Raw genomic sequence first — 26,696 nt, forward strand, 5'->3', positions numbered from 1 at the left:
TATCGGGAATTCGTCAAGGTATCAGGCACCGCCAGCCGCAAAGCGTTTGTGTCATTCCCGCGAAGGCGGGAATCCATCTTCAGCTTTCATCTGCGTCACAGACGCATCAACATACAAGGGAGAACCCCATGTCCGAAGCAAAAGACAGATCAAAGCATCCCTGTTTCAATAAAGAGACTTCAGGTTCCTGCGGCCGTGTGCATCTGCCCGTGGCCCCCGGCTGCAATATCCAGTGCAACTACTGCAACCGCAAGTACGACTGCGTGAACGAGTCCCGGCCGGGCGTCACCAGCGCGATCCTGCCTCCGGACAAGGCGGTGGAATACCTGGATGAAGTCCTGAAGAAAGAGCCGCGCATCACCGTGGTCGGCATTGCCGGGCCCGGCGATCCCATGGCCGAGGCCAAGCGCACCATCGAGACCATCGAGCGGATCAACGAGAAATATCCGGACATGCTCTATTGCCTGTCCTCCAACGGGCTGGCCCTGCCCGAGCATGTGGACCGCCTGGCCGAGCTGGGCGTGACCCATGTGACCGTGACCATGAACGCCGTGGACCCGGAGATCGGCGCGAAGATCTATTCCTGGGTCCGGGTCGGAAAGGTGGTTTACCGGGGCGTCGAGGGCGCGAGGATTCTGCTCGAACGCCAGCTCGAATCCATCCGTCTGCTCAAGGCCAAGGGCATCACCGTGAAGGTGAACAGCATCATCATCCCCGGCGTGAACGATCATCATCTGATTGAGGTGGCCAAGGTGGCCGCGGAACTTGGCGCGGACATCCAGAATCTCATTCCGTTGCATCCGACGGCGGACACGCCCTTTGCCGGAATGGAAGAGCCGACCAAGGCGCTCATCCATGAACTGAGGGCAAAAGGCGGGGAGTTGGTGCCGCAGATGACCCATTGCAAGCGCTGCCGGGCCGATGCCGTGGGCCTCTTGTGCTCGGACCGCTCCAGCGAACTGATCCCGACCCTGAACAAGCTGGCCTGCGGCTCCACGAAGGACGCCAGGCCTTATGTGGCCGTGGCCACGCGGGAAGGGATGCTTGTCAACATGCACCTGGGCGAGGCGCCCGGTTTTCAGATCTGGGCCCCCCATGGCAAGGGCGCGCGCATGATCGAGGAGAGGCTGGCGCCGGAAGTGGGCTGCGGACCGGATCGCTGGCACAGGCTTGCCGAAATCCTGCATGACTGTTCCCTGGTCCTGGTCGAAGCGGCCGGGAAGCAACCCCGGCAGGTTCTTGGGGAGCATGGGATCATGGTGCTTGAATGCACGGGCTTGATTTCCGACATCGTGACGGAACATTATCAGGGAAGGGACATCATGCGTTACAAGACGCGCACCCACAAGGCAGGATGTGCAGGCATGGGGAGCGGCTGCGGATGAACAATGTTTCGTGATGCGTGAGCGTAAAATGGCGGCAGGGACTCCTGTCGCCATTTTGCGTTCACGCGAAACCGCTGATGGCCTTCTTTTTTGAAATTCTGCCGGTGAAATAGAACGTCAGGCGCTGCCCCGTGCAAACCGGGGTCCTGTTTCCGATTCTTTAAGGTGCGTCTTGAAAGCGACTTTGTGCTGTATGAAGGATGGAACTATGTCGTTCAGGTTTGATTGGAGCGATGAGGCCGCACGTCCTTAGTTGGTTATTTTTTCCGTTTCTTGTTGAAAAATGAGGGTGTTGCATGTAAGGCACTTGCATCTTGGCAATTGACATGCACTTGCCGTTCATTGCGCAGGATGTGTTTTGTTTTGATAACCGACTGAATATGTTGTGTTTGTTTTGGCCTCTTCGCCCGTTCGGCGCTTGACCGCTACGTACTTGAACCGTAAAGGCAAGGCCCATGACGAAAAAATGCGCTACGCGATTTCTGATCTTATTGATCGTATATGCCCTGATCAGCGGATTGGCCGGAATCGGCTTTTCCGCATTTGCGTCTTCCGGATCGCACGTCTTCCGGGCCTCCGTGGTGCCGAGGCCCGAGGCCGCCGGTCCCGACACTCAGGCCCTGGTTCGGACCGAGCCCGTGGAAGCCGTTTCGTCCGCTCCCAAGCCACCAGTCAAAAAGACCGCCTCATCCAAGACCAAGCCTGCCGTTCCCAAGTCCGAAGCGGCAGAGCAAGCCACAACGCCCGCTCCGAAGCAGGCCGCCAAGCCGCAGGCCGCAGAAGCCAAGGCCAAGAAATCCCTCGCCGACAAGGTCGAACCGGCCAAGCAGGCCGTGAAGCCGGGCACCTCCAAGGACCTGTACCTGAACGCGCAGGCCGCATTGCTGATCAACATGTCCACCGGAGAAGTCTATTACGAGCACAATCCGGACAAGACCATCGCGCCGGCATCGATCACCAAGCTCCTGACGTTGTACATCATTCGTGAAGCCCTGGCCCAGGGCAAGCTCGCGCCTACGACGCCCATTCCCGTCAGCGCCACGGCCGTCAAGACCGGAGGGTCGCGCATGCGTCTCAAACGCAATGAAAAAGTCCCGCTGAGCGAGCTTATCAAGGGGATCAGCGTGGTTTCGGCCAACAATGCCTGCGTGGCCGTGGCCGAATATTTCGGCAAGGGCGATCCTTCCAAGTTCGTGGCGCAGATGAACGCGAAAGCCAAGAAGATCGGCATGATCAACAGCCGCTTCAAGAATCCCAACGGCCTGCCCGCATCGGGCCAGCTTTCCACCGCCCGGGACATCGCCAAGCTGTCCGTGGCCTATCTGCGCACGTTTCCCGAAGCGCTGAAGGTGCACTCCATGACGAGTCACACGTATCATGGGGCGACGCATCGCAACGCCAATACCTTGCTGCGTACCTACAAGGGCGTGGACGGGCTCAAGACCGGTTTTGTCTGTGACGCGGGTTACAATATCACGGCCACGGCCAAGCGCGGCAAGACTCGGCTTGTGGCCGTGGTGCTCGGGGCCCAGAATTCCGCCGTGCGTCAGCGTGAGACGGCCCGGCTGCTTGATTACGGATTCCGGCGAGCCGCCAAGGACGAGAAGCTCGCCAAAAAGCCTTCAGGCGCGGCCAAGAAGCCGGAAGCCTGACCGGCGTCCGAGCCTTGTCGGTACGCGTAAAAAAAGGGATTTCACGGAATCCCTTTTTTTGCGCGCGCCGCCTGGCGTCTGAAACAAGCCCGACTGTGTGACCCAATCGTGGTGAAGAGGCGAGTCAGTCCTGGTCGGCCACCGCCTGTTTGAGGGGGAGCAGTTCGTCGAATTCGACCCCGATGTAATAGAGTCCCATCAGTGAACTGTCGTCGATTTGTCCCCAGCGCACGGTCCCGTGCACTTCCTCGATGGCCTCGAAGCGTTCGAACCCCGCATTCGCTGCCGCCACGATGACCCTGTCTCCCATGTTGAAACCATAGTCGGCTTCGATGAGCAGACCGCCTCGGCCGATGTTTATGATCCGTGCCGAGACGACCATGTCGGTCTCGTTTTGCGGGATGATCCTGCACGGAAGCAGACAGCCGAAGCGCTTCCATTTCCTGTTTTTCTGCATCTCATGAGCCATGGAAAGGTCCTCTCGCTGCGGCAGGTTTTTTTGGAAAAGCCAAATTTTCTGGGTCTATAGAGGATGCGCGAAGACAACACAAGGAGAATGGACGCGATTATTGCTCAGTCAGCACCATTCTGCGCGGCAGTTCACGCTCCAGGGCGACTCCCACGTGGTAGACGTTTTGTCCCAGGGACGACGTGGACTGGCTCCAGCGCACCGTGCCGACCAGGATTTCGGCGAACTCGAAGAGCAGGGCGTCGTATTCATCCTCAAGGGTGATGGCGACGCGTTCATTGGCGATGAATCCCTGTTCCGTCGCGAGCATGACCCCGCCCGGGCTCAGGTTGATGATGCTGCCCGGAGCCGAGTTGCGCGTATCGCCTTCGTAGCTGATCTTGCACGGCACGGTTATCGGTTCGCGGTCCCAGCGGCGCTTGTTTTGGTCCATTTGTTCCCCTTCGCGTTGGTTTGACTTCATGCAACATGAAGGTTCGGGAGTGTTCCGTCAAGCATTGCCGGCAGCAATTGGTCCTGTCCTGATTTATTGCAAACGGTTCTCAATTTTACTTGATATGTGTAACCAGCCCGAACGTATTGCGCCGGGCGTGCAAGGAAATGCATATCAGAAAAGACAGTCCATGAATGTCGCGTTATCCACGTTGCGGATGAATTCGTCGACCCGGACATCCGCCAGGTGTCTGGACAGCTCGCTGCGTTCGTGACGGCAGCCCGCGAGCAGGGCCTCAAGCTCAGCCACGGCGCGCGCTCCAAAGAAATCCCCGAAAATCCTGGCCTGTTCGATGCGGCCGTGTCGGACATCGAGGTGAATTTCCACGACGCCGCCCTCGGTGCGCGTGCCGCGCGTGAAGCCATAGTTGGGCGAGGAGCCGAAATTCCAGTCCCACGTGCCGTACTTCGATTCGACAAGTCCGTTTATGGCCGCTTCCTCGCTCGCGTGAAGGCCGGGAAGGGTTTCTGACTCGCTGCCGGAAACATGGGCCATGACGCGGCGGACAAAGGTCTCCACATCCATGGGTTCGGGCAGGTGGCTTGAAATGTTGGTGACTCGCTTGGCGACGCTCTTGACCGCCTTGTCCACGTACTTGACCGGGTTGACCCTCAATGCTCCGGACAGGTCGGCCATCTGGGAGGAGAAGAGCAGGGTGCCGTGATGCAGGACCCGGTCCTTTTCCAGGAGCTGGGCGTTGCCCGAAAACTTTTGCCCGTCGATGACCAGGTCGTTGCGGCCCTCAAACCGGCAGTCCACGCCCATGGCCTGCAGGGCTTCCATGATCGGTGCGGTGAAGCGATGGAAGTCCAGATGTTTGGTTTGCCTGCCGAGCTGGATGAAGGTGAAGTTGACGTTGCCCAGATCATGAAACACGGCCCCGCCACCCGTAAGGCGACGGATGACCGTGATGCCGCGCTCGCGCACGAAATCCTCGTCGATCTCCGAGGCGGTGTTCTGATTGCGTCCGACGATGACGGCGGGCGCGTTGCGCCAGAGCATGAAGATGTCCGTGTCCGTGTGGCGCAGCAGCCATTCCTCGGCGGCGAGGTTGAAGGCCGGGTCGGTGCTGGTGTTGTGGATGAAGCGCATGGGGCTCCTTGGCTAAGGGTGGGAAGCGTCGTGAAGAATTGATGTATGAAAACTGTCCGAGCCATGATTTCATGGCTCGGACAGCGGAGGACAGTCGGAAGCTAAAGAACGAATTTCCAGTACGGGATAGCGATAAAGGCGATGAAAAAGGCCGTCAAGACCATGCGTACGGCCAGGACTTTGACCATGTCTTTGAAGAGCATGAATCCGGAGCTGAAGAAGTAGAGGAGCACGGCGTATTCATACGGGAATACGTAGTTGTCCAGGCCATATTGGAATGCATAGTACAGAACCCTGGGATTCATATCCATCTGTACGCCCAGTTCGACCAGGGGGGAGGTCAAGGTGGTCGTCGCGGCCAGGGGCGTCAGAAGGAAGTTGGCCAGGGCGCCAAGTATGTATGCCGCTGTTCCGGCCGAGGTCGGGCTCATCTCGTGAAAAAAGGGCAAGGTGATGCTGGCGATCCACTGGGTGACCTTGAGGTTTCCGCCGGCGCTGCCAATGGCCATACAGCCCATGATGAAAAAGAGTGGGGCGAAGTTGATCTTGCTGAAACGTTCGCCGTTCATCAGTCCGACACCGGGCAGGAAGGAGGCAAAGGCGACCATGATCAAAATGAGTCCGGCGTTGATGCCGTGCAGGGTGTCCGTGGCCAGCAGGATCAGGGTCAGGAGCATGAGGAAGGCGGCGGTCTTCTGTGTCTTGGTGACCGGACCAAGCTCCTTGAGCTTTGTTTCCAGAATGGGACCCAGGGTCTTACGGTCGACCTTGGAGGGCAGCATGAACATGACCAGCCCGACGGACATGGCCGTGTAGATGGTGCCCGGGATGAAATTGTGATACGCGTACTGCATCCAGGCGGTTTTGGTATCCATGACCTTGTCCGCCAGTCCCATGCCCAGGACGAGGTCCGCCCCTCCCGTCAGGTAGCAGAGCTTCGACGAGGCCACTGCCAGGCAGGTGCCCAGGATGACGGCTGTGGCCTCACGGCTCTTGGGCCGGAAGTCAAGGGCTTCGCACAGGCTGATGGCGATGGCGCAGAAGATGGCCGCCTTGCCTGTGATGGCCGGAACCAGGGGCGCGACGATGAAGACCGCCAAGGTCAGGCCCCAGAGGGCGCCGACAAAGCTGCCGCCCATGGCCCGTACGCAGGTTAGCCCGATGCGCTTTCCGAGGCCGGTGTCTTGCAGGATCTTGCCCAGGGTGAAGCCGCCGATGACGATGATGGGCACCTGAGAGGTCCATGGACCGTACGCGACCTTCTGAGGAACACCGCAGATGACGATGTACAGTACGGGCAACAGGATGCCGACGGCCACTTCATTGATGATGTCCGTCGCCCAGACCACGACGGCCCAGGCCGTGACGGCAAGAAAGAGGGCCATGGGACGAGTCAGGGTTTCGCCGTCCAGGGGCAGCAGAAAATAGACGGCCAGGGGAATGACAAGACTCAAGGCCCATTTGAACAGGGTCTCTTTTTCCGGCATTTGTGGGGTTGCGACCATCGGATATCTCCTTGGAATGAAATTTGATTATTGGAGAATACGGTGGTCGAGGCCGCCATGCTGTAACAATTGCCACTTTTTTTATGACGCGGAAAGATTATCGTCACTTTTTTCACGAACAAACTGCCCTGGAATTTTCGCCGTTGCGCATGTTGCCGAAGGCGGGGCTAGACGTGGAATTCATTTGTGGCAAGGCGCAAACGGCCCGGGGTTCAGGACATGGAGGTGAAGCATATGACTGCCATTAGATCGGGTACGGAAATGAAAGAACTGGAGTTTTCCCGAATTCCTTCCGAGGCTGGATGCTGGCGCAAGGTTATTTCGCAGGGCCGCAGGATGAAATTTCTGAAAGGGGCGCAGATTTTTTCGCGGTTGACCGACGATAGTTTTATCTTTTTTCTTGATGTGGGAGAGATATGGCTGACCAGATCGACCCTGGATGGCCGCGAAAAGATCATTTGGAGCATCGGCCCGGACTCTCTTTTCGGCGAAACGCCCTTTTTCGACGAGCTCCCGTCCAGGAGCGCCATTGTCGCCGGAACGGATTCCACGGTCTATGCGTTTGCGCGCAGGTGTGTCCTTGAGGAAATCCTGCCCCGGCACCCAGACCTGATGATCGCGCTGTTCCGATCGCTGGCCTTCAAGGTCCGCGTGCTGATCAATCAGGCCGTGAGCCTCAGTCTGGACGACCTGCCGTCGCGCATCTGCAAGTACCTGCACCTGCGTCAGATGGAGGAGGTCAGCGAGAGTGGCCCTCTCGTTGTCCGACCCGGCCTCAATCAACAGGAACTGGCCAATCTTCTCGGCGTTCACCGCGTGACCCTCAACAAATCCCTGCGTGAGTTGGAAAAGGCTGGCATTCTGGGGCCGTACTCACGCGACGAGGTCTATATCCTCGACCGACCCCGTTTCGAAGAACTGGTCTACCAAAACGAGTAGGGCGAAGGCCGGCCGCCCCCCCTTGCTCAGTTTTCCTTCCCCTCCCTCTTCCATCATTTTGAGAGCTTGCTGAAATATCGATCCGCTTCAACGTTTTTCACGCATTTTGTCGTGTGATGAAAGCCGTTGCGCCGTGAATGTCGTATGGACGTCCTTCTGCCCATGGTCGTATTTTGCGTCGTTTTTTTTCTAGGAATGTAACAAATGCAACAGAGTTTCCCCGCGGATTCCCCATAGGTTGTTCCTGGTTTCACAAACTGTTTGCGCTCGCGTCATATTGTGCGGGTGCGATTATCTCAACCTGAACATCGAAGGGAGAATCACATGCGTCTGAAAATTCTGTCGAGCCTGCTGCTGGGCTGCTGCCTCGTCCTGCCTGCCGCTTCGGGTCACTGCTCACAAAATGCCTCGGTCTCCGCGCCAGCCGGCGCCGTCGGCGTCAATCACGGTCCGGGCGGCATGGGTTTTCCCGTGGGCAAGTTCTGCGCCGTGGCGAACTACCGTTATGCCCACAAGGACGAGTGGTATCTGCATACTTCCGAGGAGGACGGTGCGGACAAGGAAGTGTCGAGCCATAACATCGTGTTCAAGACGCGCTACGGAATCGCCAAGGGTTGGGATATCCGCACGGCCACTCCGTTCCTGATGAACACTATCGAAACCGACGGGAAGAACGACGCCTGGTCCGGAGGCCTGGGGGATACGACGGCCATTCTCCGTAAGCAGTTCATGTCGCAGAAGGACGGCGCTCCCCTGAGTCTGGCTTTGGACCTCGGTATGTTCGTGCCGACGGGCGAGGTCGGTCAAAACAATATCGGTACCGGCGCCTGGGGCGGTCTGGTCGGTGCCGGCGCCACATGGATGATCGGTTCTCACCGCTTGGAAACCGACCTGAGCTACCTCATCTACACCGAAGGCAGGAAGGAAGTGACCAAGGGCGACCGACTGCGTGTCAATGGCCATTACGCTTACGCCCTGAACAACCGGCTCGATCTGGGGCTGGAAGGCTACTACGAATGGACGCAGGCCGACGAGGCCGACGGCGTGAATCAGGAAAACGACGTGAAGACCTTTTTTGCCGGTCCCAAATTCAATCTGAAGTTCCCCGAGTACGGCGTGACCTTGGGCGGGGTTGTCCTCGGCGCGGCATACCGTGAATACGAGAAGCAGACCCTGACCGAGGACTGGCGGGCGGAATTCAAGCTGATCAAGCTGTTCTAGATATTCGAAAAAAAAGGTGTTTCGCTAGGATGCTGGAATATTTCGAAGGAATGCAAAAAAGTTTTTTTACGGATTTGTAAGGAACGCAACAGCGCTGCCCATGTTTTTCATGGAAAGACGTTCCGCAGACAAGGCAAAAGACGTGGACATGGCCGGGCGGCGCTGGCCTGTCCTTTATCACCAGAAAAAAGGAGTGCATCAGATGGGTCATCCAACCATTTATCCCACCGGCGTGACGGTTTACAACCCCGAAAAGTGCTGGAACGGGCTTACCATTTTTCAGGCCCAGGAAGTGGGCGCCGTTCTGATGGACATGAACGGCCGTGAACACAATGTTTGGAAGGGCGTGCTGGGCATGCCCAACAAGATCTTTCCCGGCGGCTACCTGATGTCCAGCCGCGGCCGCCGCGACGGTAAGTTCAGCGTGCAGGACGGCATCGACGTGGTGCAGATCGACTGGGACGGCAATGTCGTGTGGTCCTTCGACCAGAATGAGTTTATCGAGGATCCCGGTTTTGAGGGCCGCTGGATGGCGCGCTATCACCACGACTTTCAGCGCGAGGGCAACCCCGTGGGTTACTACGCCCCCGGCATGGAGCCCAAGACCGATTCGGGTAATACCCTGGTCCTGGCGCACCGCAACGCTCGCAATTCGGCCATTTCCGACAAGCTGCTCCTGGACGACCTCATCCTGGAAGTGAACTGGGAAGGCGAGATCGTCTGGGAGTGGAACTGCCATGAGCATTTCGCGGAGTTCGGCTTCCGCGAAGGGCCCAAGAACACCCTGGCCCGCAATCCCAACTACCGTCCGACCCAGCCCGAGGGCATGGGCGACTGGATGCATATCAACTCCATGTCGGTCCTTGGCCCCAACAAGTGGTACGATGCGGGCGACGAGCGCTTCCATCCGGACAACATCATCGTTGACGGCCGCGAGGCCAACATCACCTTCATCATCGACAAGAAGACCGGCAAGGTCGTCTGGAAGCTGGGCCCGGACTACGACTCGACCCCGGAACTCAAGGCCATTGGCTGGATCATCGGCCAGCACCACTGCCACATGATCCCGGCCGGTCTGCCCGGCGCAGGCAACATCCTCATTTTCGACAACGGCGGGTGGGGCGGCTACGACGTGCCCAACCCGGGCGCTCCCACGGGAGTGAAGGCCGCCCTGCGCGACTATTCCCGCGTGCTGGAGATCGATCCCGTGGCCATGAAGATCGTCTGGCAGTACACCCCGAGCGAAGCCGGGTTCCTGTTCCCCATGGACAGCAACCGCTTCTACAGCCCGTTCATCAGCGGCATGCAGCGCCTGCCCAACGGCAACACGCTGATCACCGAAGGTTCCAACGGCCGCGTGTTCGAGGTCACCCCCGACTATGAGATAGTGTGGGAATTCATTTCTCCCTACAAGGGCAAGTTCATCCCCATGAACATGACCTACCGCGCCTACCGTGTGCCTTACGAGTGGGTACCGCAGGTGGAGAAGCCGGTGGAGACGCCCATTGCACCCCTTGATGTGAAGACGTTCCGCGTTCCCGGGGCCGCCGCGTTCGGCGACCGCGCCAAGGAAGTGAGCGTGGACGGCTGCGTGCCCTACGGCGGCAGCAACGCCCTGTGCGTGGCCTCCATCGAAGACGACGAGTAACAATCCCTGCGGGGGCAGTTCGGCTGCTCCCGCATTTTCCGGAGAATGAAAATCATGAGCATCACCCTCTACACCGCCCCTGACTGCCTGCGCTGCAAGATCGTCAAGGCGTTCCTGGATGAACGCGGGCAGGAGTACACGACCTTCGATTTCAAGGAAGACAAGGACATTTTCAATAAATACTACCGCGCCAACCGTTCCTCCATCTACCGCAACCCCGAGGGCGTGGAATTTCCAATTTTCGATGACGGGCAGGTCATCAAGCAGGGTACGGGCGAAATTCTGGCCTACCTGCTGTCGGGCCGCGTGCTGGAAGCCTGCGTGACGCGTAGCGAGCTGCTGCACGGCTGGATTTCCGGTCTGAACGTGTCGGCCTGTCCCGAAGGCCAGGAAGACAACTTTGTCACTCTGGTGCGTCTGCTGGCCAAGGGCGGCCTGACTGTTGAGCTGCATGCCGACGGCCGCCGCGCCGACCTGCTGAAGCGTGTTTTGGACGAAGGCTTCGTCACCCGCATGGTGCTGGACATCATCGGCCCGGCCTCCCTGTATCCGGCCATCGCCGGAGGCGAGCTGATCCAGGACGACCTGAAACAGAGCATCGCCCTGACCCGGGCCCACGCCGACGGCCTCATCCGCGTTCTGGCCTCGGCCTACGCCAATGGCGACGGCATGACCCGCGTCACCCCCGCCGAGGCCGGGGAGGCCGCGAAGATGGTCCTCGACGCCTGCAGCGACCGCATGCTGCCAGTTTTCATCGAGGCGCAGCAAGCCGACGGGCTCGAAGCACTGGAGAACCAGGCCCTGCTGCCGTACCGCTCCAAGGTGCGTTCGTCCCTGGTCAAGGCCGAGATTCGCAAGCCCGAGGCACACTGATACGCACGAGAACCCATGGAGGACACATCATGGCATTGAACTTTCCTGACGACCGCCGCTACCACGCCGAGCACCTCTGGGCCAAAGAGGCCGGCGACGGCTCGTTTGTCATCGGCATCACCGACTTTGCCCAGGACCAGCTTGGCGAGGTCATCTTCATCGACCTGCCCGAGGTAGGTTCGCATTTCGATCAGGGCGTGTCCTGCGCCGAGATCGAGTCGGCCAAGGTCGTCTCCCCGGCCATCATCCCGCTCTCGGGCACGGTGGAGGAGGTCAACGAGGCGCTGTCCGACACTCCCGAACTGGTCAACTCCGACCCCTACGGCGCCGGGTGGCTGGTGCGCATCAAGGCGGACGACCTGTCCGAAGCGATCATCACCGCGGCCGAATACCAGAAGATCATCTCGGCCTAACCTTTCCGCTCGATCTCCCTCCCGGTCTTTGCGCCGGCCTGCGTTCAGGCTGGCGCGGGACCAAGCTGAATGAGCACGGCCCGCACGACTCGGGCGCATCTTTATACATAGCTGACTGTTGAAAAATTCAAAAATCGCAGGCCGTTCAAAAATGGTGAGATGCAAGGAAGCGAAAAAATCCAGGGCGCGCAGTGTATTGCTCATACATAAGCGGTCTGGATTTTTTCGCTGACGCAGCAGATCGCCGTTTTGGGGCGTCCTGACAAAGGAGGTTGCCATGGCGCAACGCATCACCATCATTGGCGGCGGCCCCGGCGGGTACACTGCGGCGTTTTCCGCGGCCAAGGCCGGGGCCGAGGTGACTCTGGTGGAATCCGCCCACATGGGCGGGACCTGCCTGAATTGGGGCTGCATCCCGACCAAGACGTTGAAAGCTACGGCCGAAGCGCTGGAGACGGCGCATCGCCTGGCCGAGTTCGGCATCAGCGGGGCCGGTGAGGCCGTGCCGGACATGCCCGCCATCATCGCGCGCAAGGACAAGGTGTCCGGGATTCTGCGCGGCGGCCTGGAAAAGACCTGCGCTAAGCTCAAGGTCACGCTGCTGCGCGGCCGGGGCGAGGTATTAAGCGCGAGCCTGGTGCGCGTGCACGGCGCGGAGGGCGCGGTGCAGGAGGTGGAAGGCGACAGGGTCATCATCGCCACAGGGTCGAGTACCCTGAACATTCCGACCCTGCCCGTTGACCACGAGCGCATCATCACCAGCGACGACGCCCTGGAACTGCAGACCGTCCCGAAACGGATGCTGGTGGTCGGCGGCGGCGTCATTGGCTGCGAACTGGCCTTCATCTTCCAGGCCTTCGGTTCAAAGGTGACGGTGGTGGAGGGGCTGGACCGCATCCTCCCCGTGCCGTCCATCGACGCGGACCTGAGCAAGCTCATCCAGCGTGAGATGAAGAAGCGCGGCATCGCCTGCGAGCTGGCGCGCACGGCCACCAAAGCGGAAGTGACGGAGACGGGCGTGCAGGTGACGCTCGGGCCCTCGCCTTTCGTGAAGGACCTTCCGGCGTCGGCGCAGAAGGAGAGCGTGCTGGAAGCCGACGTGGTCCTGGTGGCCGTGGGGCGCGTGCCCAACACGTCTGGCCTGGGCCTGGCCGAGGCTGGCGTGGAGACGGATCAGCGCGGTTGGATCAAGGCCGACGCTCGCCTGGAGACTTCTGTGCCTGGCATCTACGCCGTAGGCGACGTGCTTGGCCCGGCGCGGGTCATGCTGGCCCACGTGGCGGCCATGGAAGGGCTCGTGGCGGTGAGGAACTGTCTGGGTGCGTTCGAGGACATGGATTACTCCAAGGTGCCGGCGGCGGTCTTCACCTCTCCCGAGGTGGCCACGGTGGGTCTGACCGAGGCCCAGGCGCGGGAGCAGGGCTTCAACGTGACCTGCCCGCAGAGCAACTTCCGTGAACTGGGCAAGGCCCAGGCCATGGGCGAGCTGGCGGGGCTCTTCAAGCTGGTGGTGGACGCCGACTCGGGCAAGCTTCTTGGCGCGCACCTGGCAGGCGCCCACGTCTCGGACATCATCGCGGAGCCGACCCTGGCCATGCTGCTCGGCGCCACTGCCAAAGACCTGGCCCGGACCATACATGCTCATCCGACACTGGCCGAGGGCATTTTCGAGACGGCGCACCTGCTGTAAGGCTTGCGTCTCTCCGGCTCACTCATCGCCCCGACCGGATTGCCGGCCGGGGCGTTCTTGTATTCAGGATTCAGGATATGGGCAAAAGGTCAGGCAACGGATTGCAGAGGAATCTTGCTGAGCCAAAGCGGTAGGGTTGCGCCAAGTGGGTCACGTCTTGCGGATACAGCAGGTTATTTTTGAATGATATAATTACCGATGTCACATCTGAATTTGTACTTGTCTCCCCTGTATACGGACCGTGTGTATTCCACAGCACGCCCAGAGTCGTTGTACACAATTCCTTCAGCCCAGATGCACGCACAGTTGTTTCCGATTTTCAGAAATTTTCTTTCTTTATCATCAGGAAGTATCGCCCCAATTTCCTGGCTGGAGTGCATGAGTTTCATGCCATATTCTTCCTGAATGACTTTGTATAAAATACTGTTGAGATTTTTATCAAGGATATCTGAAAATAATTTTTCAGGGAGATAACAATACTCGAGAACAAGTGGTATTTCATTAGCGAGCATAAGCCTTTTGAGGTATATGACTTGCTCTCCTGTTTCCAGGCCAAGTTTCTCTATAACATTGGGATCAGGGTCTTTAATCATGGCTTCCAATGTCTTGTATTTTGGCTCAAGTCCTGCTTTTACGATATCGTCATGGTACGAAGAAATTCCGGCGAGGGATCTCGTCAATATCGGTTCTTTTTCAGAGAGCAAAAATGTTCCTTTTCCACGTGTCCTGATGAGCATGTGATTGCTGACAAGTTTGTCTATAGCATGACGAACAGTCATTCTGTGGACATTGAACATTTCTGCGATTTCCGTTTCGTTCGGAATTTTGTCGCCTGGCTGGAAAACTTTGCTTTTGATTTGATCTGAAAGCCAGTTGTAGATTTTCAAATACTTCGCTTCTGACATCGTTTCTGTCCTGATGTAATGCGTGTGTAAAATGGTTCGCGTTGAAGGGGGATGTATTTCGTGTCTGAAATGACAATGGAAAAATGCGCACCAATACTGCATCTGTCAATGGTTTGAGGTTGCTGTTGAAGGATTTTCGACGATGCTTTTCGTGAAGCCGCCGTCGTATTCCCTGAAATGAAATATATGGTGCGCTTGTGATGAAGGCAGTGACGAGGGGTGACAATGGCGATGTGCATTTCCTCAGAAATAGCGCAAATTTTCAAATCACTTCTTCGTCTGGTAGAACACTCCCCTCGCAAGACGAACCGTTTCGATTTTTTCGCTTTCTTCAAGCGTTCCAAGGTACTTGTTTATTTCACTGGCGTGCAGGCCGAGTATCATCATGAGATCATCCAGGGTGCATGGCCTGCGAGCAAGCGTTTCCAGAATTGCGGAATCGATATCATTCCTGTACGATGTTATATTTTCTCTCTGTTTTGCGGAAGCAATAATTTCGACATTGTTCAGTCCCCAGAAGGCGCGAATCCGCTCCAGATCTTCGCTTGATGCTCTTTGCAAATTGGGGAGAATGCCGGGCCTGTCAAGCGTGTTCAGATGAACTTCATCCGGGCATATCCTGCGAATGGCTTTTCTGATTTGCAGCAGTTCTTCCTCGTGATCGTTATACCCGGGAAGAATGAAAACTTCCAGATGAATTCGTGATCTGAACTCCTGCCTGAAATCGATAAGACCCTTTATATAGTTTTCTATTTTAATTTCTTTATGCGGTCTGTTGATTTTTTTGAACGTTTTATCCGTTGCTGCGTCAAGAGATGGAAGTACAAGATCGGCTTGCAATATCGAATCGCGCACGTTCTTGTCGTCAAAAAGCGTTCCGTTTGTCAGAACAGCTATAGGAATATTCGGTTTAATTGATTTTGTGAAATTAATTATTTTTTTAATATTGACGTTTAATGTTGGCTCGCCAGAGCCTGCAAATGTTATGTAATCCGGATCAGGATTTTGTTCGAAATATGCGGTGAGTTCTGCAATAATGTCTTTAATGTCGACATATTCCCGCCTTTTTACAGTCAGATCTGTCGTTTTTCCTATCTCGCAATACACGCAGTCAAGAGAACACGTTTTCAGTGGGATCAGGTCCACTCCCAGCGACATGCCCAGCCTTCGCGATGGAACAGGCCCGAATAGGTGTTTGAACATGGAGGTCCTCCTTCTTGTCTCAAATCCAGCAGTTTGCTCCGGCTGCCCTCATACCATCGACAGCGCCGCACATGAACAGAAAAACCCTCGCCGTGGTTTGGCGAGGGTTGTCAGGAATTCGCGGTCACGCATGAGACATGCGTGACTGCATATGCGTCTCTCGAACTTACTTCTGGGGCTTCATGTCGTTCTTGTCGATGCCGGCGACCTTGACCGGCTTCTTCATGGCGTCGCGGCGGAACGGTTCGCCGAGTTCCTGGTTGAGGATGACTTCGATGAAGGTCGTCTTCTTGTTTTCCATCTGGTCCTTGAGGGCTTCGGTCAGGGCCTTGGTCAGTTCCTCAGGGGTCTTCACCTGCACGCCCTTCATGCCGCAGGCTTCGGCGATCTTGGCGTAGCTAACGTCTGTGTCCTGCTCCGTGCCGACAAAGTTGTCGTCGAACCAGAGGGTGGAGTTACGCTTTTCGGCGCCCCACTGGAAGTTGCGGAACACGATCTGGGTGATGGCCGGCCACCATTCGCGGCCGCAGGTGGTCATCTCGTTCATGGAGATGCCGTAGGCGCCGTCACCGGCGAAGCCGACAACCGGGACGTCCGGGCAGGCGATCTTGGCGCCGAGGATGGCCGGGAAGCCGTAGCCGCAGGGGCCGAACAGGCCGGGGGCCAGGTACTTACGGCCGGCCTCGAAGGTCGGGTAGGCATTGCCGATGGCGCAGTTGTTGCCGATGTCGGAGGAAATGATGGCGTCCTTGGGCAGTGCCTTCATGATGGCGCGCCAGGCCATGCGTACGGACATGAGGTGCGGGTCGCGCAGTCTGGCGCGCTCGTTCCAGGTGGTTCCCGGATCGTCGGCCTCGTGGTCCATGGTGGCCAGTTCGGCGGCCCAATTTTCCTTGGTCTTCTTGATCCGCGCTTCACGGTCCTTGCGGCCGGCGTCGCCAGCGGTCGGGGCCAGGGCGGCCAGGATGCGCTTCGCCACGGTGGCGGCGTCGCCCTGGATGCCGACGGAAACCGGCTTGGTCAGGCCGATGCGGTCGGCGTTGATGTCGACCTGAATGATCTTGGCGTTCTTGGGCCAGTAGTCGATGCCGTAGCCGGGCAGGGTGGAGAAGGGGTTCAAGCGGTTGCCCAGGGCCAGGACCACGTCGGCCTTGGAGATGAGTTCCATGGCGGCCTTGGAGCCGTTGTAGCCCAGCGGGCCGGCGGACAGCGGGTGCGAGCCGGGGAAGGCGTCATTGTGCTGGTAGCCGCAGCAGACCGGGGCGCTCAGGCGTTCAGCCAGGGCCTTGGACGCCTCGATGGCTCCGCCGATGACCACGCCGGCGCCGTTGACGATGACCGGGAACTTGGCCTCGGACAGCAGCGCGGCGGCTCTGGCGATGGCGTCATCGCCGCCGGCGGGGCGCTCAAAGCTGACGACCTGGGGCAGTTCGATGTCGACGACCTGGGTGAACATGTCGCGGGGGATGTTGATCTGAGCGGGCGCGCTGCCACGGAAGGCCTTCATGATGACGCGGTTGAGGACTTCGGCCACGCGGGAGGGGTCGCGCACTTCTTCCTGATAGCAGACCATGTCCTGGAAAAGGGCCATCTGCGGGATTTCCTGAAAACCGCCCTGGCCGATGGTCTTGTTGGCGGCCTGCGGGGTGATGAGCAGAAGGGGGGTGTGGTTCCAATAAGCGGTCTTCACCGGGGTCACGAAGTTGGTGATGCCGGGGCCGTTCTGGGCGACGATCATGGACATTTTGCCCGAGGCGCGGGTGAAGCCGTCGGCCATCATGCCGGCGTTGCCCTCATGGGCGACGTCCCAGAACGTGATGCCGGCCTTGGGGAAAAGGTCGGAGATCGGCATGAAGGCGGAGCCGATGATGCCGAACGCATGTTCGATGCCGTGCATCTGAAGGACTTTGACGAATGCTTCTTCCGTGGTCATTTTCATTACATTTCTCCTTTCCTGGCCTTGTTTGGATTGAATGTGACGTATTCTCCGAACATTTGAGCCCGTTTTTGTTCATAACGTGCTCATTTCATTGCGTGGATGTGGCGACCCAGGCTTGTTTGCTCATTACGGGTCAAGAAATATCGAAATCGGGAAAATATGTCTAGACTTAATTTTTTTTAAAGCTTCATGCGAAGAGCCGACGCTTGGTATAAAAGTATAGGCATTTCAAATTATGCCAAGTATATATGTCTAGTCATTTAAAGGGGGTTTTGAAATTTATATTTCTGTAAAGAATAGATATTCTATTCTTAACATCATGAAATTTAATGGCTTTAAAATTTTTATTAAAATTTCTTTTCTCATTGCGAGGGTAAAAAAAATTCTGAAGCCGTTTCGAAATATTCTTGACACAAAAAGAACAAACTCGTTATCTAGGTCTAGACAAAGTGGCGAACCGGGGTTTTGGTGGACGACGATTCCGATCAGGACGGCGGGGGGCGGGCTCCCCGAGAATGACGGGTCGGTTCTTGGAGCACAACGCAATACAAACTCAGAGGTAATGATAATGAGTCAGAGCAAGAATTTTGACGCCGCTGGTTATGTCGAGGCCGACAAGGCGCATGTGTGGCACCATCTCCTGCAGCATCAGGCGATCGCGGCGAAGGGCCCGATGATTGTGTCCGAGGCGAGCGGGCTGCGGATCAAGGATATCAATGGGAGGGAATACCTGGATGCGACTTCCGGCGGCGTATGGTGCGTAAATGTCGGCTACGGCCGTGAGCGCATCGCCAACGCCGTGTGCGAGCAGTTGAAGAAGATGCCTTACTACGCCGGCACCGCGGGCAATATCCCGCATATAGAATACGCGGCGAAATTGATTGGTTACATGCCCGGCCTTTCACGGGTCTATCTGTCCAACAGCGGTTCCGAGGCCAACGAAAAGGCCTTCAAGATGATCCGCTCCCTGGCACACATCAAGGGCAATCCCGAGAAAAAGAAGATCATTTTCCGCAATCGCGACTATCATGGGACGACCATTGCCGCGCTCAGCGCCACGGGGCAGCCGGAACGCAAGGAATGGTTCGGGCCCTTCGTTCCGGGTTTCGTCGAATTTCCCCACGCTTGCTGCTACCGCTGCGCCTTCAACAAGACCTACCCCGGCTGCAACATTGAATGCGCCAGGGCGCTTGAGACGGTCATCAAAGAGGAAGGGCCCGAGACTGTCGGCGGCGTTATCCTCGAGCCGATCACCGCGGGCGGCGGCGTCATTCCTCCCGTTCAGGAGTACTATCCGATCTTGCAGGAAATCTGCCGCAAGTACGACGTGCTGATGATCATGGACGAAGTGGTCTGCGGCGTCGGCCGCACCGGCAAGATGTTCGGTTATCAGAACTACGAGGTGAAGCCCGACATCGTGACCATGGCCAAGGGTGTCGCCAGCGCCTACATGCCCATCTCCGTGACGGTTACGACCGAAGAGGTCTTCCGCTCCTTCCTGCACGACCCGGCCGACCCCATGTCCTATTTCCGCGACATCAGCACCTTCGGCGGTTGTGCCGGAGCCTGCACGGCGGCCATCGAGAACCTGAACATCATCGAGGAGGAGAAGCTTCTCGAAAACGTGACGAACATGGGACAGTACCTGATCGAGGGGTTGCGCGACCTGCTCGACCTGCCCAATGTCGGCGACGTGCGCGGTCGGGGCCTGTTCTGCGGCGTGGAAATGGTGGTGGACAAAAAGTCCAGACAGCCCGCCCCGGAAGGAATGGTTGCCCAGGTCGCCGGAGAGATGGCCGCCGACGGCGTTCTGGTGGGCCGTACCAACCGCAGCCTCCCAGGCCTGAACAACACCATCAACCTGGCTCCGGCGTATGTTGTCACCAAGGCGGACATTGACATCATCGTGTCGACGCTGCGCAAGGCCATAACGAAGGTTTTTGCATAACTCCCGGCGCAATGCTGCGCTGGATTGGACCGATAACTCTCGAATCATCAATTATGCAGTGAGGAAACACAAAATGATCGTCGGTATTCTCAAGGAAATCAAATCTCAGGAAAACCGTGTCTGCATGACCCCGGCGGGCGTGGAAGTCATGAAGCAGCACGGCCACAGCGTGCTGGTTGAAACCAACGCAGGCGCTGGCAGCGGTTTTTCTGACGACGACTATCGTGCCGCAGGCGCGACAATCGCGTCGTCCCCAGCTGATGTCTATGCCAAGTCCGACATGGTCATGCACGTCAAGGAACCTCAGCCCTCCGAATACGGCATGGTCCGCCCCGGGCAGATCGTCTTCACCTATTTCCACTTCGCCGCCGATGAAAAGCTGACCCGCGAGTTCATGAAGACCGGCGCCGTGTCCATCGCCTACGAGACCGTAACCGGGCCGGGTGGCGTCGGCCTGCCGCTTTTGACCCCCATGAGTGAGGTCGCCGGCCGCATGGCCGCCCAGGAAGCCGCCAAGTACAACGAGCGCGTCCACGGCGGGCGCGGCATCCTGCTGGGCGGCGTGACCGGCGTGTCCCCGGCCAACGTCCTGGTCCTCGGCGGCGGCATCGTCGGCACCAACGCGGCCATGATGGCCGCCGGCCTCGGCTCTCGCGTCCACATCCTGGATATGAACCTGGACCGCCTGCGCTACCTCTCCGAGATCATGCCCAAGAACGTCACCCCGCTCATGAGCTCTCCGGCCAAGGTCCGCGAGCTGGCCAAGGAGGCCGACGCCATCATCGGTGCGGTGCTGGTTGTCGGCGCCAAGGCCCCCAAGCTCATCACCCGCGAGATGTTCAAGGATATGAAGCCCGGCTGCGTGCTCGTGGACGTGGCCATCGATCAGGGCGGCTGCTTCGAGACATCCAAGCCCACCACCCATACGGATCCGATCTACGAAGTGGACGGCATCATCCACTACTGCGTGGCCAACATGCCCGGCGCCGTGCCCATCACCTCGACCATGGCTCTCACCAACGCCACCCTGCCGTACGCAGTGCAGATCGCGAACAAGGGCTGGCAGAACGCGTGCAAGGAAAATCCGGGTCTGAAGAACGGCCTGAACATGGTAGGGGAGAAGATCACGTTCAAGGGCGTAGCCGATGCCTTCGACCTGCCGTACACTCCTGTCGAAAACGTGCTGTAATATTGGGAATGCATGGAGTTGACATCATGAAACAGTTCAGCCACCACCGATGTCATGCCCCCTAACAGCTAGAAAAATAGCCCGCATCTTTTCTTTGCGAAAAGATGCGGGCTATTTTTTTCAAGGAGTAGCGTAATGTATATTTTGCCGATATTTCAAAATTCTCGATATATTTCTGAATTTTCGTCATGTTCTAAAATTCAAAAAAAATATGATTATTTTCATTTCACATATAACATAAGAAAATATATATTATATATATTGCATTTTCCATCCTAAATTCTCAAAGTTATTTAGATATAATGTATTCAGGAAGTTAGCGAATATATTTTTATCAATAAAATATTCTTTGCGAATTATTGTGGAGGGAAAATGGTTAAAAAATTTTTCTTTTCTCTGATGGATCACTTCGAAAGCTACATATGCCAAGTTCTCCTTGTGTTTTTTGTAGTGACGCTCTTTATGCAAATCATCCTACGGGCTATCAACATGTCCCTGTCGTGGACAGAGGAGATCGCCCGCTACGCCTTCCTTTGGTTCATTCTTTTCGGTGCCTGCTACGCTACGCGCCTTTCGGCCCTGAACCGCGTCACCATGCAGTTCGCCAAATTCCCCAGATGGGTCAAGGACGTGTCCCTTTTCGTAAGCGACCTGATCTGGCTCTGCTTCTGCTTCATCATGGCCTGGCATGGCTACAGGGCCGTCATGGATCTGGTGGAATTTCCGTATCACACCCCCGCGCTGGATTGGGACCTGAGCAAGGTCTACCTCGTATTTCCCCTCAGCTTCCTGCTCATGGCCATCCGTATCATCCAGGTCAACGTCATCAAGTACGTGCTGAAGAAGGAGATCGAGGATCCGGACGCCGAGGCGGTCAGGGAAAGCCAGAAGAGTCTCGTGATCGAAGAGGAAGAAGGAGGCAAACAATGATAGGCATCACCCCCGGCGAAGTTGCCATGGTTCTTTTCGGCGTCTTCTTCTTCATTCTCATTCTTGGCAGCCCCATCATGGTGGCTCTGGGCATCGCGGCCATGGCCTCCTTCGCTCTGGTCGGTACCGATCTCGGCGCCATGATCGAAATGGCCGCTTCGTCCCTGACCTCGTTTCCGCTCATGGCCCTGCCGTGCTTCGTCCTTGCGGGATCCCTCATGGAGGCGGCCGGCGTTTCGCGTCGGCTCGTGCATATCGCGGAAAACATCGTCGGCCCCATTCCCGGCGGCCTGGCCGTGTCCACCGCCCTGGCCTGCGTGTTCTTCGGGGCCATCTCTGGGTCCGGCCCGGCCACGACCGCCGCAGTCGGCATGCTCATGATCCCGGCCATGGCCAAGCGCGGCTACGACAAAGCCTACGCCGCAGCCACCGCAGCCACGGCGGGCGGCATCGGCATTATCATCCCGCCGAGCATCCCGATGGTCATCTACGGCGTGGCGGGCCAGCAGAGCATCGCCAAGATGTTCATGGGCGGGTTCATCCCCGGAATGATGATCGCCCTCGCATTCAGCGCCGGCCACCTGTACTTCTGCCGTAACCTCGACTCCACAGGCCTGCAAAACTGGTCGTCCAAAAGCCTGCTCAAGTCGCTTCGCGAAGGCTTCTGGTCCATGCTTGCGCCGCTCATCATCCTGGGCGGCATCTACGCTGGTCTCTTCACCCCGACGGAAGCGGCCGTGGTCGCCATCTTCTACACTCTCTTCGTCGGCGTCTTCATCCACAGGGAGCTGAACGTCCATGCCTTCATGAGCGCCTTGAAAACCACTTCGTGGCTCACCGGGCGCGTTCTGGTCATCGTCTTCACCGCCTACGCCTTCGGCAGGCTGCTGACGGAATACCGCATCCCGATCATGATCGCCGACTGGATTCTGGCCTTCACCAACCAGGTTTACCTGGTGTGGTTCTTCGTCGTCGCCCTGCTCATATTCCTAGGCATGTTCATGGAGACGCTGGCCATCATCCTGTTGGTCACACCCGTTCTCCTGCCGGTAATGGTGGCCTACGGCGTCGATCCCATCCACTTCGGTGTCATCATGATCTGCTGCGTCTCGGCGGGCTTCTCGACGCCTCCGCTGGGAGAGAACATGTTCATCGCATCGGGAATATCGAACAGATCTCTCGAACAGATCGCCGTAAAGGCGTTGCCGTTCGTCATGCTGCATATTCTCATTATCGCCGTACTCATCATCTTCCCCGATCTTGTCTTGTACCTGCCAAGCCTGATCGATGTGAATCTGCAATGAAAACAATAAATGGCTCACTGACATTTCGGGAATCGTTCCTGTAAAATGGTCATGAAGCTCAACGTAGAAAATGGGAGATTGGAATGAAAAGGAACATTGGCTTGATTCTGGCAACATTGTGTTTCCTCTGCTCAACCTCCGTCTGGGCCGCGCCGGGCGTGGTGCTGAAGATGGCCCTTGGCGATCCCAAGGAATCCGAAATGGGCGTCGTCGGGGAGACGTTCAAGAAGTACGTAGAAGAGAAGTCCGGCGGCGCCATTGAGGTGCAGACGTTCTATTCCGGGGCTCTGGGCGACGAAACCGAGACCATCCACAACGCGCGGCGCGGGACTCTGGACCTGACATGCGTCGGCATCGCGAACACCGTGCCCTTCGTCAAGGAACTGGGCATGCTGACCCTGCCCTATATGTTCAACAATTTGGACGAGGTCGTTGCCGCGACCAACGGCGAATCGGCAAAAATTCTGACCGATTACGCACTGAAGGGCGGTTTTCGTCCCCTGACCTGGACCTACACCGACTTCCGGTACATCTCCAACTCCAAGCGCCCCATCACCAAGATGGACGACATCAAGGGCTTGAAGTTCCGTGTGCCCCAGAGCGCGGTGCTCCTGGCTTCCTACAAGTCCTGGGGCGCCAGCCCGGTGCCGATCTCCTGGTCCGAGACGTTCACGGCGCTGCAGCAGGGCGTCGTTGACGGCCAGTGCTACGGCTATATCGGCTTCCGCGCCATGAAGTTCAACGAGGCCAACCAGAAGTACATCACCGAGATCCACTACACCTACCAGCTGCAGCCGCTGATCATGAGTGAGCGCGTGTTCCAGAAGATGACGCCTGAACAGCAGCAGCTCATGCTCGATGCGGGCAAGGCCGCTCAGGAGGCCGTGCTGCAGTACCAGATCGAGCAGTCCTCCAAGGCAAAGGAAGAGCTTGTCGGTCTCGGCGTGGTCGTCTCCCAGCTCGAGAACGAGGAAGACTGGAAGCAGGCCGCAGTCGGACAGGTCTGGCCGGAAATGGCCGACTTCGTTGGTGGCAAGGACGCCATCAACGCGTTCCTGAAGAGCTTCGGCAAGCCGGAGTGGAAGCCCTGATCTATATGCCCTGCCCCGGGTTCGCCCTCTATGCCGGGCGGCCCGGCAGGGCTTCTAGGAGGAGAAATGAATCACGCTATGATGGAATGTCCGTTCAGCAGCCTGCAATGCGTCGTTTTTGACTGGGCCGGGACCACTGTCGATTTCGGTTGCCAGGGCCCGGTTCAGGCGTTCGTGGAGTGTTTTGCGGCTCTTGGAGTGGAAATCACCGCTGCGGAAGCCCGTGCCCCCATGGGCATGGGCAAGCGGGACCACGTGGCCGCCCTGTGCGCCTTGCCCCGCGTGGCCGCGGCCTGGCGCGACGTTTATGGCGCTTCTCCGACGCAAGCGGACATCGATCGCATTTACCGGCGTGTGGAGTGCGTCATGAGCGATTCGGTGAGTCGCTACAGCACACCCATCCCGGGCGTGGTGGAGACAGTTGAGGATATGCGCCGACTCAGGCTGCGTATCGGCTCCTGCACCGGATACCCCCGCTCGGTGGGCGAGACCCTGGCGGACCGCGCCAGGCAGTTCGGCTATGCCCCTGATGTCCTGGTCTGCGCGACCGATGTCGCGCAGGGCCGGCCCGCACCCGACATGTGCCGTGAGGTGATGAGGAAATTGAACGTCACCGACCCTTCGCGGGCAGTGAAGGTCGGGGATACGGTCAACGATGTCCTTGAAGGGGTTCAGGCCGGAATGTGGGTCATAGGGGTCACCCTGTCCGGCAGTCTGGCAGGCTTGGCGGAAGACGAGGTGGCCGGGCTCACGGAAGCGCAGAAGTGGATGATGCATAGCAGAATTTCGGACGTGCTGACCGAGGCGGGCGCCCATTTCACCATACCCGATGTCGCTTCTTGCCTGCCTGTGTTGCGCAATATCGATGATAATCGGCGGAATAATTTCAAGCCGAGGATATGCAAATAGTTATTGGCTGTTGCTGCAGAATGTCGAACCAGGGCAGCGCGTTTGGACTCCGTCCGTCGGGCAGGGCCAGGAAGCGGGGGGCGTGCCGTGGCGCTTCTGGGGATATTCACTCTTCCCGACGCCGTCGCCTGTAGGCTTCAAATCGAACTTTCACCCATAAATAGTGCCACGTTGTCGAGTTGGAGGGTGCTGGTTGGCTTGTCCGGCCAATCCTGGAGGCTTGGCCAGGGCTGGACAATTCGCTGGCCTGAGGACTATGGCATTAAATCTGCTTATTAGAAAACCCATGTCCCGGAAACACACACTTTCAGTGGATACGTTGTATCAATTTGGATCACCCGTCTGTTCGGACGGTGTGTCAAAAAGGTTCATTGTGCGCGTAGATTTTTTTCGGGGCGGGATTCATGTCAACCGGACGGTTCGCCGTTCTTTACCGCAAGTTGGGTATGTCCATGCAAATCTTTGATCTTGCCACTGCCGACCTTGAGTTTGTCGCCGAGGTCGAAGCCCGCAGCCATCAGAAAATCAGAACATGCTACCAGTGCGGCAACTGTACGGCCGGGTGTCCGTACACGTTCGCCTACGATTATTCGGTCAGTCAGATCATGCGTCTGATTCAGACCGGACAAAAGGAAGCAGTCCTGAAAAGCCGTTCATTGTGGCTGTGTGGCTCCTGTCAATCCTGTACCACGCGCTGTCCGAACAAGATCGATGTCGCGCTGGTCATGGATGTCTGTCGGCACATGGCCCGGGAAGCCGGGTACGCCACGGAGCGCTCCGTGAAGATTTTCGCCGACTCGTTTCTGGCCTCGGTCGAGCGCCATGGACGCGCCTATGAGCTGGGTCTCATGGCCGCGTACATGACGCGCTCCGGCCGCGTATTCACCGACGTCGATCTGGCTCCGCAGGCTCTCATGCGCGGCAAGCTGCCCTTCAAACCGCACCAGATCCAGGGACGCGAACAGGTGGCTCGCATTTTCGAGCGGTTCCGCAAAGGAGGCGACAATGTTTAAAATCGCGTATTATCCGGGCTGTTCCGGTCAGGGTACATCCCTGGAATACGACAGCTCCACCCGCGCGGTCTGCAAGGCCCTGGACGTGGAGCTGGTGGACATTCCGGATTGGAGCTGTTGCGGTTCCACTCCCGCGCACACCGTCAATCATGTCCTGTCCGCGGCCCTGTCCGCCCGCAACCTGGCCCAGGTCGAGGTCATGGGCATGGACAAGGTGACCACGCCCTGTCCCAGCTGCCTGACCAACCTGCGCACCGCAGCCCACAAGATGGAAGATCCCGGATTTCGGACCAAGGCCAATGCGCTCCTCGACGTGCCCTGCAACGGCAACGTGGACGCGCAGTCCGTGTTGCAGGTGCTGACCGAGCACGTGGATCTTGAGCTGATCAAATCCAAGGTGGTCAAGCCCCTGACCGGAATCAAGATCGCCTGCTACTATGGATGCATCATGAACAGGCCCCCGGAGCTGATGCGTTTCGACCATCACGAAAATCCCATGGCCATGGACAACCTGATGACCGCGCTTGGCGCCGAGGTCGTGCCTTTCGCGCTCAAGGTCGAGTGTTGCGGGGCGTCCTACGGCATTCCGCGCAACGACATCGTGACTCGGCTGTCGGGCAAGCTGCTGGATGCCGGACGTGATGTCGGCGCCGACGCCTTCGTGACCGCCTGTCCGCTGTGCCAGATGAATCTGGACCTGCGGCAGGGGCAGATCAATCACGCCCTGCACGAGAAATTCAAGATCCCGGTTTTCTATTATACCCAACTCCTTGGCTATGCTCTGGGACTGGACCGCGCCGTGCTTGGCTTTGAAAAGCTCTGTGTCGATCCGAGACTCGCCCTGGGCAAGATCAAACAACCGGCGCAGGCCAGGTAGGGAGGACG

Annotated in this window: 23 protein-coding genes; 16 read left to right on the forward strand and 7 right to left on the reverse strand. The window is 57.9% G+C overall.

Going from position 1 to position 26,696, the window contains the following annotated elements; genetic code table 11:
- Nucleotides 1–128 precede the first annotated feature (128 nt).
- Together nifB and BMZ24_RS15365 are read left to right on the forward strand one after the other, a co-directional pair.
- Nucleotides 129–1,385, forward strand: coding sequence for a nitrogenase cofactor biosynthesis protein NifB (gene nifB / locus BMZ24_RS15360; RefSeq protein WP_092193646.1), 1,257 nt, complete (start codon nucleotides 129–131; stop codon nucleotides 1,383–1,385).
- 455 nt (nucleotides 1,386–1,840) lie between these two features.
- Nucleotides 1,841–3,037 carry a D-alanyl-D-alanine carboxypeptidase family protein gene (locus BMZ24_RS15365; protein ID WP_092193647.1) on the forward strand — a complete coding sequence of 399 codons (1,197 nt, stop codon included), beginning with the start codon at nucleotides 1,841–1,843 and terminating at the stop codon, nucleotides 3,035–3,037.
- A gap of 124 nt (nucleotides 3,038–3,161) precedes the next feature.
- On the opposite strand, the gene BMZ24_RS15370 is transcribed toward BMZ24_RS15365, so the two are convergent.
- The 4 genes from BMZ24_RS15370 to BMZ24_RS15385 all read right to left on the reverse strand — a co-directional run bounded on the left by BMZ24_RS15370 (nucleotide 3,162) and on the right by BMZ24_RS15385 (nucleotide 6,596).
- Entirely contained in the window at nucleotides 3,162–3,506 is a 345-nt protein-coding gene (locus tag BMZ24_RS15370; RefSeq protein WP_092193648.1) for a PilZ domain-containing protein, read from the reverse strand.
- A 97-nt stretch (nucleotides 3,507–3,603) separates the two neighbouring features.
- A complete protein-coding gene (locus BMZ24_RS15375; protein WP_161949185.1) occupies nucleotides 3,604–3,939 on the reverse strand; it encodes a PilZ domain-containing protein in 336 nt (111 codons plus the stop codon).
- A 174-nt stretch (nucleotides 3,940–4,113) separates the two neighbouring features.
- Nucleotides 4,114–5,091 (reverse strand): lipoate--protein ligase, encoded by a 978-nt coding sequence (gene lplA / locus BMZ24_RS15380; RefSeq protein WP_092193650.1) that lies wholly within the window; start codon nucleotides 5,089–5,091, stop codon nucleotides 4,114–4,116.
- 101 nt (nucleotides 5,092–5,192) lie between these two features.
- Nucleotides 5,193–6,596: an SLC13 family permease gene (locus tag BMZ24_RS15385; protein ID WP_225940326.1), complete on the reverse strand. Its 1,404-nt coding sequence runs from the start codon at nucleotides 6,594–6,596 to the stop codon at nucleotides 5,193–5,195.
- A 234-nt stretch (nucleotides 6,597–6,830) separates the two neighbouring features.
- Between BMZ24_RS15385 and BMZ24_RS15390 the strand changes: the two genes are divergently transcribed.
- From BMZ24_RS15390 to lpdA, 6 genes are all read left to right on the forward strand, one after another.
- Nucleotides 6,831–7,535 carry a Crp/Fnr family transcriptional regulator gene (locus BMZ24_RS15390; RefSeq protein WP_092193652.1) on the forward strand — a complete coding sequence of 235 codons (705 nt, stop codon included), beginning with the start codon at nucleotides 6,831–6,833 and terminating at the stop codon, nucleotides 7,533–7,535.
- Nucleotides 7,536–7,859: 324 nt separating this feature from the next.
- The gene (locus BMZ24_RS15395; RefSeq protein ID WP_092193653.1) at nucleotides 7,860–8,756 is read left to right on the forward strand and encodes a transporter; all 897 of its coding nucleotides are present in this window, start codon (nucleotides 7,860–7,862) and stop codon (nucleotides 8,754–8,756) included.
- A 202-nt stretch (nucleotides 8,757–8,958) separates the two neighbouring features.
- Nucleotides 8,959–10,404 carry an aryl-sulfate sulfotransferase gene (locus BMZ24_RS15400; RefSeq protein WP_092193710.1) on the forward strand — a complete coding sequence of 482 codons (1,446 nt, stop codon included), beginning with the start codon at nucleotides 8,959–8,961 and terminating at the stop codon, nucleotides 10,402–10,404.
- 54 nt (nucleotides 10,405–10,458) lie between these two features.
- Complete coding sequence (locus tag BMZ24_RS15405; protein WP_092193711.1) at nucleotides 10,459–11,277, forward strand: hypothetical protein; 819 nt, start codon at nucleotides 10,459–10,461, stop codon at nucleotides 11,275–11,277.
- Between the two features lie 29 nt (nucleotides 11,278–11,306).
- Nucleotides 11,307–11,690 (forward strand): glycine cleavage system protein GcvH, encoded by a 384-nt coding sequence (gcvH, locus tag BMZ24_RS15410; RefSeq protein ID WP_092193654.1) that lies wholly within the window; start codon nucleotides 11,307–11,309, stop codon nucleotides 11,688–11,690.
- Nucleotides 11,691–11,967: 277 nt separating this feature from the next.
- Nucleotides 11,968–13,380 (forward strand): dihydrolipoyl dehydrogenase, encoded by a 1,413-nt coding sequence (gene lpdA, locus BMZ24_RS15415; protein ID WP_092193655.1) that lies wholly within the window; start codon nucleotides 11,968–11,970, stop codon nucleotides 13,378–13,380.
- A 173-nt stretch (nucleotides 13,381–13,553) separates the two neighbouring features.
- Here the strand turns inward: lpdA and BMZ24_RS15420 are convergent, their stop codons facing one another.
- The 3 genes from BMZ24_RS15420 to xsc all read right to left on the reverse strand — a co-directional run bounded on the left by BMZ24_RS15420 (nucleotide 13,554) and on the right by xsc (nucleotide 17,427).
- Nucleotides 13,554–14,285, reverse strand: a complete 732-nt coding sequence (locus BMZ24_RS15420; protein WP_092193656.1) for a GntR family transcriptional regulator — start codon at nucleotides 14,283–14,285, stop codon at nucleotides 13,554–13,556.
- 267 nt (nucleotides 14,286–14,552) lie between these two features.
- Nucleotides 14,553–15,488 (reverse strand): radical SAM protein, encoded by a 936-nt coding sequence (locus BMZ24_RS15425; protein WP_092193657.1) that lies wholly within the window; start codon nucleotides 15,486–15,488, stop codon nucleotides 14,553–14,555.
- A 166-nt stretch (nucleotides 15,489–15,654) separates the two neighbouring features.
- A complete protein-coding gene (xsc, locus tag BMZ24_RS15430) occupies nucleotides 15,655–17,427 on the reverse strand; it encodes a sulfoacetaldehyde acetyltransferase (RefSeq protein ID WP_092193658.1) in 1,773 nt (590 codons plus the stop codon).
- 568 nt (nucleotides 17,428–17,995) lie between these two features.
- Here xsc and BMZ24_RS15435 point away from each other — a divergent pair.
- From BMZ24_RS15435 to BMZ24_RS15470, 8 genes are all read left to right on the forward strand, one after another.
- The gene (locus BMZ24_RS15435) at nucleotides 17,996–19,375 is read left to right on the forward strand and encodes an aminotransferase family protein (RefSeq protein ID WP_092193659.1); all 1,380 of its coding nucleotides are present in this window, start codon (nucleotides 17,996–17,998) and stop codon (nucleotides 19,373–19,375) included.
- 73 nt (nucleotides 19,376–19,448) lie between these two features.
- Nucleotides 19,449–20,564 (forward strand): alanine dehydrogenase, encoded by a 1,116-nt coding sequence (gene ald / locus BMZ24_RS15440; RefSeq protein WP_092193660.1) that lies wholly within the window; start codon nucleotides 19,449–19,451, stop codon nucleotides 20,562–20,564.
- A gap of 399 nt (nucleotides 20,565–20,963) precedes the next feature.
- A complete protein-coding gene (locus BMZ24_RS15445) occupies nucleotides 20,964–21,494 on the forward strand; it encodes a TRAP transporter small permease (protein ID WP_279625555.1) in 531 nt (176 codons plus the stop codon).
- Nucleotides 21,491–22,798 carry a TRAP transporter large permease gene (locus tag BMZ24_RS15450; RefSeq protein WP_208599866.1) on the forward strand — a complete coding sequence of 436 codons (1,308 nt, stop codon included), beginning with the start codon at nucleotides 21,491–21,493 and terminating at the stop codon, nucleotides 22,796–22,798. The genes BMZ24_RS15445 and BMZ24_RS15450 overlap by 4 nt, the downstream gene beginning before the upstream one ends.
- An 83-nt stretch (nucleotides 22,799–22,881) precedes the next feature.
- Entirely contained in the window at nucleotides 22,882–23,889 is a 1,008-nt protein-coding gene (locus tag BMZ24_RS15455; RefSeq protein ID WP_092193662.1) for a TRAP transporter substrate-binding protein, read from the forward strand.
- Between the two features lie 66 nt (nucleotides 23,890–23,955).
- Complete coding sequence (phnX, locus tag BMZ24_RS15460; protein ID WP_161949186.1) at nucleotides 23,956–24,798, forward strand: phosphonoacetaldehyde hydrolase; 843 nt, start codon at nucleotides 23,956–23,958, stop codon at nucleotides 24,796–24,798.
- A gap of 452 nt (nucleotides 24,799–25,250) precedes the next feature.
- Nucleotides 25,251–25,811: a 4Fe-4S dicluster domain-containing protein gene (locus BMZ24_RS15465; protein ID WP_092193713.1), complete on the forward strand. Its 561-nt coding sequence runs from the start codon at nucleotides 25,251–25,253 to the stop codon at nucleotides 25,809–25,811.
- Nucleotides 25,804–26,688 (forward strand): CoB--CoM heterodisulfide reductase iron-sulfur subunit B family protein, encoded by an 885-nt coding sequence (locus BMZ24_RS15470; RefSeq protein WP_092193664.1) that lies wholly within the window; start codon nucleotides 25,804–25,806, stop codon nucleotides 26,686–26,688. The genes BMZ24_RS15465 and BMZ24_RS15470 overlap by 8 nt, the downstream gene beginning before the upstream one ends.
- The last annotated feature ends 8 nt before the right edge of the window (nucleotides 26,689–26,696 follow it).

The organism is Desulfomicrobium norvegicum (genome assembly GCF_900114595.1).
Taxonomy (GTDB): Bacteria; Desulfobacterota; Desulfovibrionia; order Desulfovibrionales; family Desulfomicrobiaceae; genus Desulfomicrobium; species Desulfomicrobium macestii.

Coding starts and splice junctions, on each gene's coding strand:
- nifB (WP_092193646.1), top strand. CDS start 129: ATGTCCGAAGCAAAAGACAGATCAAAGCATCCCTGTTTCAATAAAGAG.
- BMZ24_RS15365 (WP_092193647.1), top strand. CDS start 1,841: ATGACGAAAAAATGCGCTACGCGATTTCTGATCTTATTGATCGTATAT.
- BMZ24_RS15370 (WP_092193648.1), bottom strand. CDS start 3,506: ATGGCTCATGAGATGCAGAAAAACAGGAAATGGAAGCGCTTCGGCTGT.
- BMZ24_RS15375 (WP_161949185.1), bottom strand. CDS start 3,939: ATGGACCAAAACAAGCGCCGCTGGGACCGCGAACCGATAACCGTGCCG.
- lplA (WP_092193650.1), bottom strand. CDS start 5,091: ATGCGCTTCATCCACAACACCAGCACCGACCCGGCCTTCAACCTCGCC.
- BMZ24_RS15385 (WP_225940326.1), bottom strand. CDS start 6,596: ATGGTCGCAACCCCACAAATGCCGGAAAAAGAGACCCTGTTCAAATGG.
- BMZ24_RS15390 (WP_092193652.1), top strand. CDS start 6,831: ATGACTGCCATTAGATCGGGTACGGAAATGAAAGAACTGGAGTTTTCC.
- BMZ24_RS15395 (WP_092193653.1), top strand. CDS start 7,860: ATGCGTCTGAAAATTCTGTCGAGCCTGCTGCTGGGCTGCTGCCTCGTC.
- BMZ24_RS15400 (WP_092193710.1), top strand. CDS start 8,959: ATGGGTCATCCAACCATTTATCCCACCGGCGTGACGGTTTACAACCCC.
- BMZ24_RS15405 (WP_092193711.1), top strand. CDS start 10,459: ATGAGCATCACCCTCTACACCGCCCCTGACTGCCTGCGCTGCAAGATC.
- gcvH (WP_092193654.1), top strand. CDS start 11,307: ATGGCATTGAACTTTCCTGACGACCGCCGCTACCACGCCGAGCACCTC.
- lpdA (WP_092193655.1), top strand. CDS start 11,968: ATGGCGCAACGCATCACCATCATTGGCGGCGGCCCCGGCGGGTACACT.
- BMZ24_RS15420 (WP_092193656.1), bottom strand. CDS start 14,285: ATGTCAGAAGCGAAGTATTTGAAAATCTACAACTGGCTTTCAGATCAA.
- BMZ24_RS15425 (WP_092193657.1), bottom strand. CDS start 15,488: ATGTTCAAACACCTATTCGGGCCTGTTCCATCGCGAAGGCTGGGCATG.
- xsc (WP_092193658.1), bottom strand. CDS start 17,427: ATGAAAATGACCACGGAAGAAGCATTCGTCAAAGTCCTTCAGATGCAC.
- BMZ24_RS15435 (WP_092193659.1), top strand. CDS start 17,996: ATGAGTCAGAGCAAGAATTTTGACGCCGCTGGTTATGTCGAGGCCGAC.
- ald (WP_092193660.1), top strand. CDS start 19,449: ATGATCGTCGGTATTCTCAAGGAAATCAAATCTCAGGAAAACCGTGTC.
- BMZ24_RS15445 (WP_279625555.1), top strand. CDS start 20,964: ATGGATCACTTCGAAAGCTACATATGCCAAGTTCTCCTTGTGTTTTTT.
- BMZ24_RS15450 (WP_208599866.1), top strand. CDS start 21,491: ATGATAGGCATCACCCCCGGCGAAGTTGCCATGGTTCTTTTCGGCGTC.
- BMZ24_RS15455 (WP_092193662.1), top strand. CDS start 22,882: ATGAAAAGGAACATTGGCTTGATTCTGGCAACATTGTGTTTCCTCTGC.
- phnX (WP_161949186.1), top strand. CDS start 23,956: ATGAATCACGCTATGATGGAATGTCCGTTCAGCAGCCTGCAATGCGTC.
- BMZ24_RS15465 (WP_092193713.1), top strand. CDS start 25,251: ATGCAAATCTTTGATCTTGCCACTGCCGACCTTGAGTTTGTCGCCGAG.
- BMZ24_RS15470 (WP_092193664.1), top strand. CDS start 25,804: ATGTTTAAAATCGCGTATTATCCGGGCTGTTCCGGTCAGGGTACATCC.